The 12553-nt window shown below is 64.9% G+C and carries 14 protein-coding genes and 1 other RNA gene; 7 read left to right on the forward strand and 8 right to left on the reverse strand.

Going from position 1 to position 12553, the window contains the following annotated elements:
* Positions 1 to 5: 5 nt before the first annotated feature.
* Together hchA and ACZK33_RS09575 are read right to left on the reverse strand one after the other, a co-directional pair.
* Positions 6 to 878, reverse strand: a complete 873-nt coding sequence (hchA, locus tag ACZK33_RS09570; protein ID WP_423174832.1) for a glyoxalase III HchA — start codon at positions 876 to 878, stop codon at positions 6 to 8.
* Positions 879 to 962: 84 nt separating this feature from the next.
* Positions 963 to 2984 carry an esterase/lipase family protein gene (locus ACZK33_RS09575; protein ID WP_049462604.1) on the reverse strand — a complete coding sequence of 674 codons (2022 nt, stop codon included), beginning with the start codon at positions 2982 to 2984 and terminating at the stop codon, positions 963 to 965.
* 153 nt (positions 2985 to 3137) lie between these two features.
* Between ACZK33_RS09575 and ACZK33_RS09580 the strand changes: the two genes are divergently transcribed.
* Entirely contained in the window at positions 3138 to 3599 is a 462-nt protein-coding gene (locus ACZK33_RS09580; protein ID WP_132809834.1) for a methyltransferase family protein, read from the forward strand.
* A 14-nt stretch (positions 3600 to 3613) separates the two neighbouring features.
* On the opposite strand, the gene ACZK33_RS09585 is transcribed toward ACZK33_RS09580, so the two are convergent.
* Together ACZK33_RS09585 and soxR are read right to left on the reverse strand one after the other, a co-directional pair.
* Positions 3614 to 4099: a hypothetical protein gene (locus ACZK33_RS09585; RefSeq protein ID WP_423174833.1), complete on the reverse strand. Its 486-nt coding sequence runs from the start codon at positions 4097 to 4099 to the stop codon at positions 3614 to 3616.
* Positions 4100 to 4192: 93 nt separating this feature from the next.
* Positions 4193 to 4663: a redox-sensitive transcriptional activator SoxR gene (gene soxR, locus ACZK33_RS09590; protein WP_423174834.1), complete on the reverse strand. Its 471-nt coding sequence runs from the start codon at positions 4661 to 4663 to the stop codon at positions 4193 to 4195.
* A gap of 108 nt (positions 4664 to 4771) precedes the next feature.
* Between soxR and ACZK33_RS09595 the strand changes: the two genes are divergently transcribed.
* Positions 4772 to 6205 (forward strand): MFS transporter, encoded by a 1434-nt coding sequence (locus ACZK33_RS09595; RefSeq protein WP_423174835.1) that lies wholly within the window; start codon positions 4772 to 4774, stop codon positions 6203 to 6205.
* Between the two features lie 48 nt (positions 6206 to 6253).
* Here ACZK33_RS09595 and ACZK33_RS09600 read toward each other — a convergent pair whose 3' ends face one another.
* Both ACZK33_RS09600 and ssrA read right to left on the reverse strand, forming a co-directional pair.
* On the reverse strand, positions 6254 to 7759 hold the full coding sequence (locus ACZK33_RS09600) for a S8 family serine peptidase (RefSeq protein WP_223224726.1): 1506 nt from the start codon (positions 7757 to 7759) through the stop codon (positions 6254 to 6256).
* 343 nt (positions 7760 to 8102) lie between these two features.
* Positions 8103 to 8495: a transfer-messenger RNA gene (gene ssrA / locus ACZK33_RS09605) on the reverse strand.
* A 510-nt stretch (positions 8496 to 9005) separates the two neighbouring features.
* On the opposite strand from ssrA, the gene ACZK33_RS09610 reads away from it, so the two are divergent.
* Both ACZK33_RS09610 and ACZK33_RS09615 read left to right on the forward strand, forming a co-directional pair.
* A complete protein-coding gene (locus ACZK33_RS09610) occupies positions 9006 to 9437 on the forward strand; it encodes a GNAT family N-acetyltransferase (protein WP_423174836.1) in 432 nt (143 codons plus the stop codon).
* Positions 9438 to 9578: 141 nt separating this feature from the next.
* On the forward strand, positions 9579 to 10151 hold the full coding sequence (locus ACZK33_RS09615; protein ID WP_032128284.1) for a hypothetical protein: 573 nt from the start codon (positions 9579 to 9581) through the stop codon (positions 10149 to 10151).
* 197 nt (positions 10152 to 10348) lie between these two features.
* Here the strand turns inward: ACZK33_RS09615 and smpB are convergent, their stop codons facing one another.
* Positions 10349 to 10852, reverse strand: coding sequence for an SsrA-binding protein SmpB (gene smpB, locus ACZK33_RS09620; RefSeq protein WP_164080847.1), 504 nt, complete (start codon positions 10850 to 10852; stop codon positions 10349 to 10351).
* Between the two features lie 57 nt (positions 10853 to 10909).
* Between smpB and ACZK33_RS09625 the strand changes: the two genes are divergently transcribed.
* Positions 10910 to 11335, forward strand: coding sequence for a type II toxin-antitoxin system RatA family toxin (locus ACZK33_RS09625; RefSeq protein WP_012510750.1), 426 nt, complete (start codon positions 10910 to 10912; stop codon positions 11333 to 11335).
* Between the two features lie 3 nt (positions 11336 to 11338).
* Positions 11339 to 11596, forward strand: a complete 258-nt coding sequence (locus ACZK33_RS09630; protein WP_423174837.1) for an RnfH family protein — start codon at positions 11339 to 11341, stop codon at positions 11594 to 11596.
* A gap of 36 nt (positions 11597 to 11632) precedes the next feature.
* On the opposite strand, the gene ACZK33_RS09635 is transcribed toward ACZK33_RS09630, so the two are convergent.
* Entirely contained in the window at positions 11633 to 12025 is a 393-nt protein-coding gene (locus ACZK33_RS09635) for an outer membrane protein assembly factor BamE (RefSeq protein ID WP_010484453.1), read from the reverse strand.
* 103 nt (positions 12026 to 12128) lie between these two features.
* Here ACZK33_RS09635 and fur point away from each other — a divergent pair, with 103 nt between their 5' ends.
* Positions 12129 to 12536 carry a ferric iron uptake transcriptional regulator gene (fur, locus tag ACZK33_RS09640; protein ID WP_005409235.1) on the forward strand — a complete coding sequence of 136 codons (408 nt, stop codon included), beginning with the start codon at positions 12129 to 12131 and terminating at the stop codon, positions 12534 to 12536.
* Positions 12537 to 12553 lie beyond the last annotated feature (17 nt).

Raw genomic sequence — 12553 nt, forward strand, 5'->3', positions numbered from 1 at the left:
GCCAGTCAGCGCCCGGCCAATGCGTCGAGCAGCGTGCGCGCGGCCAGCTTGCCCAGCGAATTGCCGGCCAGCGGGCTGTCGCCGGTCAGCAACAGGCGGTCCTGCAGCACGCTGCCATCGATGCCGTCGTTGACGATCTGCACGCCCTGCTGCGCCAGGCGCTCACCGAAGAACCACGGCAGCTGCCCGGGCATGTAGCCGATCTCCGGCGTCTGCCGGTCCATCGCATCGGGGAAGGCACAGATGCGGTAGCCGCGGAACAGCGAACCACCGTCGGCCTCGTCAACGCCTGCGGCCAGCAATGCGGCCGGGCCGTGGCAGAGGGTGATGATGTGACGCTGCTCGGCCATCGCCCAGTGCAGGGCCGCCTTTACCGCGCGACTCTGCGGCAGTCCGATGAGGGCGCCGTGGCCACCGGGAATGAACACGGCTGCATAGTCCGACGCGGCATCGAGGCCTGCCACCACCTCATCCAACGGCAGTGGCTGGCGGAAGCGGGCTTCGTAGCGGTCGTACAGTCCGCCGATCTCCTTGTCCTCATGCGGGAACGCCCACCACTCGAACTTGGCGGCGTTGCCGGACAGCGTGGCCACATCGATGTCGAAGCCGGCCTTGTCCAGGTGGTACATCGGCAGCAGGGTTTCCACCGGATGGTTGCCGGTGGAGAACAGGTGGCCGTTGGCGGTGGGCAGATAGCGTTCGTCCGCAGCGATCATCAGCACCTTCCAGCGGCCATCGCGGCGCGCGTCGGGATAGTCGGCGCCGGACAGGTCGCTCTTCGCCGATGTGAACTGTGACAGCGAGTACGGCGACGGGAAGAAGGCGTCGCGCTCGGCCGGATCGGGGCTGGGGTGGCGGCTGGGCTCTTGCGTGTTCATGCGGACCTCCAGTGGGGTAGTGGAGCCAGCATAGAAGGGCGGATGCGTACAGGCGATGAGGGTTTTCCCCTCATTCGCCCCCTGCTATTTCACCACGGCACCGTGCTGTTGCATGTCTTCATGCAGGATCCGCCGCAGTTCGACGATGGCCGGCGTGGCTTCCTGCACGCTGTGCCCGGACACGATCACCTTCTCCGAATCCGCGTGCGGAAGGTGCGAGCTCCAGTAGGGCACCAGCCCGTCGTCGGTCTTTTCCAGCGGACCATCTGCCTTGGCGCGCGCGATGATCGAGTGGTAACGCACCTTCGGTGCCATCGGCAGGTCGGCCACGGCGCGCACGAAGGGATCGTCCTTGTCCAGGTTCTGGATGCTGTTCATCTGGTAGCCGTGCTTGCCGTCGTTGCGATCGATCTTGCCGTCGTTGGCGATGGTGGCCACGTCCTCCAGGACGGTCAGTGGCAGCCGTACCAGGCGGCCGATCCAGCGGCCGAGGCGGGTGCTCGCCACATCGGTACCGCGGTGCGGCGTGGCAATGAATACCACGCGAGATACTTCCGGTTCCGGCAGGAAGGTCAGCACCGGCGCGCCCTTGGTGCGCAGCAGCTCCTGCTGCGCAGGCGTCATCTGTGCGGTCGCCAGCAGGGTCTCTACCAGGTGGTCGCCGGAAGAAGACACCATCAGCCGTGAGATCACCCCACCCATGCTGTGCCCGACCAGCACCATGTCATGAGAGGCCTGCGCCTTGCCGCTGGGGTCGAAGTGCTTGAACACCTCATCCAGCGTGTGGCGCATCGCATCGTGGCTCATCGCGATGGGCATGTTGGTCGGGTAGTAGAACTGCCAGACCTGGAAGTCCTGGCGGATCTCGTCGTCGCGCATCAGCTCGTTGGCGACGTTGACCCAGGCTTCCGGGCTGCTGGCCAGGCCATGGATCATCAGCAGCACGCGGCGGTTCGGGTCGTAGGGCTGCATCATGTATAGATGCGGCGTGTCGATGCCGCCCTTGCCACCGAACAGCGAACGCAGCGATTGGTGGCTGAAATTGGAGCGCGCCAGCCACAGTGCGTAGCCTGCGGTGAAGTTCGCGGCCAATGGCACCTGCTGCCCATGCAGGGTGACTTCCGTGACCTGGTAGGGATCGTGGATCTCCAGTTCCGGCTCGTCGTCGTGCAGTACTTCCCACAGGTTCTTTCCGGAGAAGCGCAGCAGCACCGTCATCGATGGCGACGGCATCTCGCTCCAGCTCTGCGTGACGGGCGTGGTGGCCTGCGCGGCGGCTGTGGTGGCCGGCGGCGTGGTGGCCGTAGTGGCGGCTGGATCATCCATCACGGCCACCAGTTCGGCACCGAAGCCATCGCGGCGATGCACGCTGCGCAGCGTACCGGTGAACGACAGCGAGGCTGCCGGTACCAGTTCGGTGGGCGTACGCGTATCCAGCGGTGATGCTTGGCCCGACGGCGCCAGCACGAACGTCCAGCGGCCCAGCTGGAAGTGGCTGGCTTCACCATGCACGCGCCCGGTGGCATAGGCGTTGTACAACTGTACCGAGGCTTCCTGCACGGCCAGGTTGTAGTAGTCGCGCACCTGGGTCTGGCGGTCTTCGAAACCGCGCTGGTTGGCCGTGCGCTCGGTGAAGAACAGGTAGGCGTAGGCCTGCCGCGCGACCTGCATCCACGCGTCCAGGCGCGGCTGGAAGTCCGCATCCAGTTCGGTGATCGCGCTCTTGGCGCGGCCTGACGTGGAGTACTCGCGCTTGGGCGCGGGCAAGGTCATCGCATACTGCAGCCACAGCTCGGCCAGGCTTGAGCGCTTGTCCTCCTCGCGCACCACGATGCTGCCTTCCATGGCCTCGATGCAGGGCAGGCCTGGCTTGGCGCAGACGCCTTCGTCGAGGCCGGCGACGCGCAGCGTCTCCATGGTGGCCGAACTGAGCTTGCCGGTGGTCAGGATGTCGCCGCGTTTCAGGGCGATGTATTGGCCGGGGGTGACCGAGGCCACCTGCACCGACGGCCCGAACTGGCGCAACGTCGCACAGCCGCCCAGGGTGAGCAGCACGGTGATGATGAGGGTCGTGCGGCCGATGAAGCCCAAGCCCGTGGTTGCCATACGATCCTCCTGCGCGGTGGCGCCACTCTAGCGGTCGGCATGTCAAAGCGGAAGATACCGGGCGGTCGGTTTGGAGCGCGGAAATGCCGCCAACCGGGCGATTCAGGCATTCCCGTGTGACACTGGGGTGAACAGGATGAATGCGGGGCTGCGATGCGATGGCTTGAGACCCGTGTTCCTCCGCCTCTTGTGATGCTGTTGTGCGCCGCCATCGGCTATATGGGCAGCCGATGGCAGCCGGGCGCGGCGCTGCAGCTACCCGTGCCGGAGTTGCTTGCGGGTCTGGTGATGGCCTTCGGCGTGGTATTGAACCTGCTGCCGAAGCTGGCCTTCCGGCGCGTGGGCACCACGGTCAACCCCCTGCGGCCAGCGACGTCGAGCGTGCTGGTCACGCACGGCGTGTACCGCTACACGCGCAACCCGATGTACCTGGGCCAGGCCACTGTCCTGGCAGGTGCCATGCTGTACCTGCAGAATCTGACCGCACTACTGGCCGTGCCACTGTTCGTGCTGTACATCAACCGATGGCAGATCATGCCGGAAGAGCGGGCACTGTCGGCCCGCTTTCCCGAGGCATACGCAGCCTTCCGCCAGCGGGTACGGCGCTGGCTCTAGCGCGGGTCAGGCCGTCACGGTGTGATCTGGCATTTCACGGCAGCGGAATAGCCTTCGTAATCATCACCGGCAATCACGTGCAGGGTGTGGTGCTTGTCGATGCGCTTCACGTAGGACGGTGCTTCGGTGTTGGCGTATTCGTTGACCGTGGTCACCGACCAGGTCTTGGCCAGGCGCTTGGGGTCGACACCGTTCAAGTAGACGAAGATGCTCTTCTCGCCCTCGGCGACATTCACGTCGGCATGGGTGACGGTACCGCCGAACAGGGTGACCGGCGTGGTTTCCGGCTCGAACGTGCCGCCAGGCTTCCTGGCCAGGCCGGCTGCCTGCAGGGCATCGATGGCCTCGGCTTCGCTGAAGGTCGAGCCTGCCTTGCAGGCCAGCAGGGCTTCGAGTGTTGCGGTGCCGGGCGGCGCGATGGCGGGTGCAGCCGCGTGCGCAGCCGGGGCCGCGGCACAAGCAGCCAGGAGCAGGGCAGAGGTGATGATCACGGTTCTCATCGCAGGTCCTTCTGTAGGTAGTGGGCAGCAACGCGGACGGAGGATGCCGCCTCATTGTGCGATGTTCCAGTCAGTGCTGCGTGCAGCAACGGATCATGGCACGCCCCGGTCGCCGTCGTCCGATTCAAGCAAGACGGCGCCGTCGCCGCGTTGTGACAACTGGTCGCCAGGGTTTCGCAACGGACAGTCCTTCAGTGACAGGCAACCACAGCCGATGCAGCCGTCGAGCTGGTCGCGCAGCTGGACCAGGCTGCGGATGCGCGCGTTCAGCATGTCGCGCCAGTTGCTGGACAGCCTTGCCCAGTCCTTCGAACTGGGCGCCCGTTCGGCTGGAAGATCATCCAGCGCGATCTTGATCGTGGCCAAGGGAACGCCTGCCCGCTGTGCGACCTTGATCACGGCAATGCGCCGCAGCACGTCGCGGCGGTAGCGGCGCTGGTTGCCGTTGTTGCGCCAGCCATGGATCAGTCCCTTGGCTTCATAGAAGTGGACGGTGGCAATGCTGACCCCGCTGCGACGCGCGACTTCGCCCACGGAAAGCGGAACGCTGACATCGATCTTCATGGCCGGGGTTCCTTGACCTCATCAATACATGAGGTTTTATAAGGCAGTTCCCTTTTTCCTGCATGTGAACCCTGGGCTGCAGGTCATGAATCATAGGTTTGAACGAAAATGGAACAGCAAGGCATCGCCGTCCCCGGCACCCGCTGGGGCGATCTCCTGTCCGGCCGCAATGCAGTGCGCTCACTTGCCCTGGCGGGCGGGGTCGCACTGCATGCGGTCAACGTCTACATCGCCACCACCATGTTGCCAACCGTGGTGGAGGACATCGGTGGCCTGGATCTCTACGCATGGAACACCACGCTCTTCGTGGTCGCGTCCATCCTGGGGTCGGCACTGTCGATCAAGCTGCTTGAACGTGCCGGGCCTCGTGGAAGCTATGCACTGGCGACGCTCATCTTCGCAGCCGGTGCCGTGATCTGCGCGCTCGCGACCTCGATGCCGATGATGCTGGTGGGGCGGCTGGTGCAGGGTGTCGGCGGCGGCTTCCTGTTCGCACTGGCCTACGCCATGATCCGGCTCGCGTTCGAAGAGCCGCTCTGGCCCCGCGCGATGGCCCTGGTTTCGGGGATGTGGGGCGTGGCGACGTTGATCGGGCCTGCTGTGGGCGGCGTCTTCGCCGAATGGGGCGTATGGCGGGCCGCATTCTGGTCGGTCACCGCGGTTGCCGTGTTGTTCGCGCTGCTGGCGTCGAATGTCCTTCCGCAGAGGGAGGCATCGTCTTCAGCTGCGGCCAGGTCTTCGGTCCCGTGGCTGCAGATCCTGCTGCTGACCCTGGCCGTCATCAGCGTCTCCCTTGGCAGTACATCCTCGAGCGCAGTCAACAATTTCGTTGGCATCGTGATGGCCGTGTTCCTCGCAGTGGTGCTGGTGAGGATCGAGTCCCGAGCGAAGCAGACGCTGCTTCCTTCCGGCGCTCTCCGGCTCCACTCGCGGCTGGCCGCGTTGTATGGGCTGATGTCGCTGCTGGTGGTGATGATCACCAGCGGCGAGGTCTTCGTGCCACTGTTCCTGCAGGTGCTGCATCAGCAATCACCGCTTGCTGCGGGCTATCTCGCGGCGTTGATGGCGGCCGGTTGGACGCTCGGGTCGTTGGTCGGCTCCGGCTTCAGCGGGCGCCGCGTTGACCGGGCGTTGATGATCGGCCCGGCGCTGGGATGGCTGGGCATGATCGGGCTGGTGCTGTGGGTGCCGGCTGCCGGCAGCGGTACGTGGTTGCAGATGATGCCGATCTGCGTGGCGCTGGCCGTCATCGGGATTGGCGTGGGCCTGGCTTGGCCCCACCTGCTGACACGCGTTCTGACCTCTGCACCGCCGGAGGAACAGGAGCGCGCCGGTGCGTCGATCACCACCGTCCAGCTGTTTGCCACCGCGGCCGGGGCTGCGCTTGCCGGGATGGTCGCCAATGCAGCGGGACTGATCGAGCCGGGCGGGGCCGCGGGAACCGCGCGCGCGGCCCGGTGGCTGTTTGCCACCTTCGCGCTGGCGCCGATGCTGGGCATGCTGCTGGTGAAGCGATGCCGCTTGCCGGCGGACGTGAACTGAGCAACGGAAGAGGGCGCAGCGACCTTGCCGGGCCGCTGCGCCATGCCATCAGTTGCTGGCTGCCTTCACGGCTTCGGCCGCGTCAATGATGCCTGGCCCGCAGCCACCCGGGCAGTTCGCTGCAGCGATCGGGTGCGCAGTGCGACGCAGGATGTCCTTGACCTGGTCGGTGGTCTTTGGCACCGGCGCCACCGCTTGCATCAGCGCGACGATGCCAGCGACGTGAGGCGCCGCCATCGAAGTGCCGGACATGAAGTCGAAGGCGTTGTTACCCACCGTGGACAGGATGCCCTGCGCCGGATGCTGACGGGTCGGGGCGCAGTTGGCCTGGCTAGGCGGCGTGGCCAGCGGCAGGAACTCGCCGACGGACGCGCGGCAGGACCAGGTTTCACCACCGGGTGCGGTGATATGGATGCCTGCGCCATAGTTGGAGTAGAACGCGCGTCGCCCGCCCTGATCGTTGGCAGCCACCGCGATCACGCCCTTGCAGTTCGCCGGAGCAAACTCGGACACATCCAGATTGCTGTTGCCGGCGGCGACCACCACGATCGTGCCCTGCGCGGTGATGTCGTCGATTGCATCCTGCTCGGCCGGCGAGCAGGCGCGGCGGCCGCCCAGGCTGAGATTGATGACTTCGGCCGGGTTCGCATTGGCCGGGACGTTGGGCACGTTGATACCGGCACTCCAGAGCATGCCATCGATGATGTCGGCGGAACCGCCATTGCCCTGGTTGCCGAGTACGCGTACCGGCACGACCTTCGCGTTGTAGGCCACGCCGGCCACGCCGATCTGGTTGTTGGTCACCGCAGCGACCGTTCCAGCGACGTGGGTGCCGTGTGCGATGCCCGAGGCATCGAAGGCATCGGCGTCGCGTCCATCGCCATCGTCGGAGCCGCCACAGCCGGGATTCATTCCGCCGATGATGCATTGCCAATCACTGAACGGACGGGTCGACGAGATCATGTCGTAGCCCGGCAGCAGGTTGGCCTGCAGGTCGTTGTTGTTGAGGTAGCCCGAATCGACCACAGCCACCACCACGCCCTGGCCAGTGGAGCGATCCCACGCGCCGGGCAGGCGCGCGCCACTTGTCGGATTGCTGTAGTGCCACTGCTCGCCGTAGCGTGGGTCGTTCGGTGTGGCGAATGCGCTCATCATGTAGTTCGGCTGCACATACTCGACGTCCGGATCGTCGGCGATGCGCTGCATCAGGATCTGCGCTTCCGGGAGGTCCAGTGGCTTGTCCGTGGTGACCACGTCGGCCCCGCCGCCCATGCGGCGTTGATGGGTTACGGACGCGGCTGCTGGCGGTGCGTTGCCGATCGAACGCTTGCTGCGCTGCTGGACGCCGAGGCGCTTCTTCAGCGCATCCTGCGCGGTGGTGGCGGAGACGCGCTTGCTGCTGCCGTCCCGGTACTTGACGATGAAACTGCTGTACTGCTCGTTGCTGGCCATGCCTCGCGTCCATACCCGTTCGGTGGGTTGGGCGAAGGCGGGGGCGCTGGCCAGGACCAGGGTGATGGCGCTGGCAAGGGAAACCCGAAGCGACGTACGCATGGATACAGTTCCTTTGTGGAAGATGTGTCGAACAGGCCGTGCCCTTCGGGCTCGGCTTGGATGTGAAGGGTGCAGGTGTCCCGTGGTCTCCTTTTGATGGCGACCAAGGACGAACGGCTTCGCGGACACATCCCCCCCAAGGAGAGGGTGGGAAATTTCTGAAGTGGTTTAGTGATGTCGAAAGCGAGAGAAGATGGCGGTTGCCGACATTGCTTGACGGCATCGGACCGCGATTGCGCCGCGGCGTCGAACTTCGCAGCGGCGTAGAGCAGCCAATAAAAAAGCCCGGAAACCCACGTTGGTGGAATTTCCGGGCTTCTCCGGTCCTTGACGAACCGTTCGTTGGTGGAGGTGGGCGGAATTGAACCGCCGTCCGAAGGCACTCCATCCCCAGCACTACATGCTTAGCTCACCGTTGAATCTCATCCCCGAGCAGCACGGTGTGCAAAGCGCACCCGGGAACCAGCCTGTTGTGTTCTAGTGCCGGACTGACAGGCAGCCGCCCAGCGCGATTCCATGATAATGACTCTACGCTGCGAGCATGGACACAAGCAGTTTCGAGGCTCCGCCTAAGTCGGCAGAAGGTCACGCACCGCAGTTTTTAGGCTGCGAGAGCGACCGGAGCGTAGTTGTCGTCGTTGGCAACTAGAGTTTTGCAGCTGGATTTACGAGGAAAGCTACCCCCTCGGCATGCGCCAGGCGACTTCACAACCCCCGTCGAAACCAATGCACCCCCGGCTTCTTCAAGCATTGCAAGGCTTTGGGGCCAATGCCGTCATAAAAGCTGACACTGACCCTGCCCAACGAGACGGATCTTACGGCAATCTTCCTGAACAGTCACGCGGGTGAGCGTCCGTCTCCCAGCTGATTGGCACGTTGCGATCCCTTGGGACGCCGTGCTCGAATTTCCGGTACCACTCCACGGGGGGCCTCATGGCCATTTCCGTCAGCCCCGGCAAGTGGGGACAGTGTCGGATCGGGCAAGAGGTGCGCGGTGGCATGCTGTCGGCTGAATCGTCCTGGTACATCCAGCCACACGCAGATCGGGCGGCGAAGGCCCTCGCGGCAGCGTTTCCGGCGACAGGTCTTGCACCAGGGCTGCAGGCCGATCCGTTGTTGAAGGCAGTGGCATCGGTCTGTGCTCAAGACGGGCCGCAATAGCGCCAAACGCTGAAGCGGGCCGGCGTAGGTGCGATCAGGCTTGATAGCATCCAGATTCCTGAAGTGGAGCCAGTGGAAGGACGCCATGACGCTTGACGTTGCAGTAACAGATGAACCCAGCGACGAAGCGCTGGAGGTGATTGGCACTGGCTTGGATCAGTTCAATGTTGACGCTGCGGGTTACGCCGATCGGCGCACACTGGCGGTGCTGGTCACCGATCCGGCCAGTGGCGAGGTGGTAGGGGGCCTTACCGGGCGAACCTCACTGGGCCTGTGGTTCGTGGATCTGTTCCATCTGCCAGCGGCCCATCGCGGCAACGGGCTGGGGTCGCTTGTGCTGAAGGCCGCAGAGGATGAAGCGCGGCGTCGCGGTTGCCGTTCCGGCGTGCTGTACACCCTCAGCTTCCAGGCGCCCGACTTCTATGTGAAGCATGGATGGGTCGTGTTCGGCCGGGTGCCATGCGATCCGGTCGGCACATGCAGGGTGTTCCTCAGCAAGGATCTGTCGGCGGGGTGAGCGCTGCGGGCGAGCCGCGGGTCCTGTCAATCCGCAACTTGTTGTAGAGCGTCTGTCATAGCGGATTGCTAACTTCGTGGGCACGAATTTGCGACACACTGGCGATGACCATCCGAGCCAGGACAGACACGGAGACCATGGGTGACCGATGCAAGCCAACAACGCAGCCTGCGGCAGCTGATCGGGCCGGTCGGTGCCGACTACCAGCGGCGTGCGTTGCCGCCGGGCTGGGTCTGGGCGGTGCTGGCGGTGCTGCTGGCGGCCACCTGGGTGACGGAGTTGCCGGCCACGGCAGCTGCGGCACTGGTCGCCAGCGCGGTGGTGGTGCACTGGTCGCAGCGCGGCCGCATCCATTGGCTGGGGTGGCGCCTGCCGGGCCTGGCAGTGCTGGCCGCCCTGCTGTGGGGGCCGGAAGTGCTGTCGCAGTGGTTCGAGCACGGGCTGGCCGTGGTGCTGATGTCGCTGGCCAGTCTCAGCATCGGCGTGCATGTGTGGCAGTCGCGACAGATGGCGCGCCAGCTGCAGGGCGCGGCCGATGCACTGGACGACGCCCAGTTGCTGGCGTTGCTGCCGGCTGATGCCGCGAACCTGGCCCAACAGTGGCGCTTGGGCGATGACCGTTACGCACCGGAGCTGGCGGTAGTGATGCACCTGGCGGTGATGCACGCGGCGCTGTCGCCGCGGATGCGCAGGCAGGGCATGCTGGCGGGGTGACCTGCCTTTTGTAGAGTCGAGCCATGCTCGACTGCTTTTCTTACCGAAGCCGAGCATGGCTCGGCTCTACAGAAGGCCAAGGCAGCCGAGCATGGCTCGGCTCTACAGAAGGCCAAGGCAGCCGAGCATGGCTCGGCTCTACAGAAAGCCAAGGCAGCCGAGCATGGCTCGGCTCTACATGGTCATGTGCAACGGCCTTACGCGTCGCGGTTGCCGCGACGCATCACGCGCTGCTTCTCGATCGCCCAGTCGCGGTCCTTGGCGGCATCGCGCTTGTCGTGGGTCTGCTTGCCCTTGGCCAGCGCGACTTCGAGCTTGATCTTGTTCTTGCTCCAGTACATCGCGGTGGGCACGATCGTGTAGCCATCGCGCTCGACCTTGCCGACCAGCTTGTCGATCTCGCTCCGGTGCAGCAGCAGCTTGCGATCGCGCCGGTCGTTGGCCACGACATGGGTCGAGGCCTGGATCAACGGAGTGATCTGCGCGCCGATCAGGAAGATCTCACCATCCTTCACATAGGCGTAGGCGTCGACGATGTTGCCGCGGCCAGCACGGATCGATTTCACCTCCCAGCCCTGCAGGGCCAGGCCGGCTTCGAAGCGGTCTTCGATGTGGTACTCGTGGCGGGCACGCTTGTTCAACGCGATGGTTTTGTTGGCCGTCGCGTTCTTTGCTTTATCCTTGCCGCTGTTCTTGCTCATATCCGTATTGTCTCCGATTCGGGCCCGCCCGGTCGATTGCCGAAACGTCCTGTATTCATGCCAACTATCCGCCGCAGCGCCCTGGTCGAACATTCGGCCGCACGCATGTTCGACCTGGTCAATGATGTCCAGGCTTATCCGCGCCGCTTCCGCTGGTGCTCGGCTGCCCAGATCCTGGAGCAGGGCGAGGACCGGCTGGTCGCGCGCCTGGACCTGGGCCTGGGCTCGTTCAGTACCTGGTTCCAGACCGAAAACACCCTGCAGCGACCGCACAGCATCGACATGCAGCTGCGTGACGGTCCGTTCAAGCAACTGCACGGCCGCTGGGAATTCCATGTGCTGGCCGAGGATGCCTGCAAGGTGACCCTGACCCTGGAGTTCGAGCCCAGCTCGCGGCTGCTTGGCCCGGCATTGGCGATCGGCTTCCAGGGGCTGGCCGATCGCATGGTCAACGACTTCGTCCGCGTCGCCGACGAGGCCTGAACGATGATCGAGGTCGAGGTGGTGCTGGCCTGGCCGCAGCGGGTGCTTTCGCGCCGGTTGCAGCTGGACGAGGGCGCGACCGTGGCCGAGGCCATTGCCGCTGCTGCGCTGGAAGGCAGTGCCGACTGCCCGGCGGCGGCCGTGCATGGGCTGCTGGCGCGCCCGCAGCAGGTGCTGCTGGATGGCGACCGCATCGAGCTGCTACGCCCGCTGCTGGCCGACCCCAAGGACAACCGCCGGCGTCGCGCGCTCGGCGGTTGATTCCCGCAACCCGTCCGCGTGGACGGGCTGGGGGCGTCAGCGACCCTTCTTCTTCTTGTCCTTCGGCAGATTGCGGCCGAACTGGCGCACGGTCTGCTGGGCCAGGGCCTTGTCGTTACCCGGGAAGTAATCGCCTTCCCAGCGGGTCACGTTGTCATTGTCGAAGAACACGGTGAAGTTCTTCACCTCGGTACGGCCCAGGCGGTTCACGCGCTGGCTGGAGGTGTAGTCCCAGCGCTGGGCGTGGAACGGGTCCGGAATGGACGGGGTGCCCAGCAGCGCAGTGACCTGCTGCTTGCTCTGCCCGACCTGCAGCTTGGCCACGGCATCTTCCCGGATCAGGTTGCCCTGATAGATGGGTTGCTTGTAGATGATGCCGCACCCGGTGGTGGACAGGGCGACGGCGGCGACCAACAGGAGATTGCGCATCGGGACTGGCGGTTGGGGAAATCAAACCGATGATACACTCCCGGCGTGCCACCGCGACCCAATCCGAGGCAGCTGGCGCTAAATCGCCAATGAACGGAGACCTATGGAAACCCACGACCTGCGAAAAGTCGGCCTGAAGGTGACCCATCCACGGATGCGGATCCTGGCGCTGCTTGAACAGCGCAATGCCCAGCACCACATGACCGCCGAAGACATCTACCGCCAGCTGCTCGAGCATGGCGACGAGATCGGCCTGGCGACGGTCTACCGGGTGCTGACCCAGTTCGAGGCCGCCGGCCTCGTGCTCAAGCACAATTTCGAAGGCGGCCAGGCCGTCTACGAGCTGGACCGTGGCGGCCACCACGACCACATGGTCGACGTGGACAGCGGCAAGATCATCGAGTTCGAAAGCCACGAGATCGAGGAGCTGCAGCGCAAGATCGCGGCCGACCACGGCTATGAGCTGGAAGAGCATTCGCTGGTGCTGTACGTGCGCAAGAAGCGCAAGTAAGCCGTTCCAGCCAGCTG

It is taken from the genome of Stenotrophomonas sp. 86156_Sma (genome assembly GCF_056481625.1).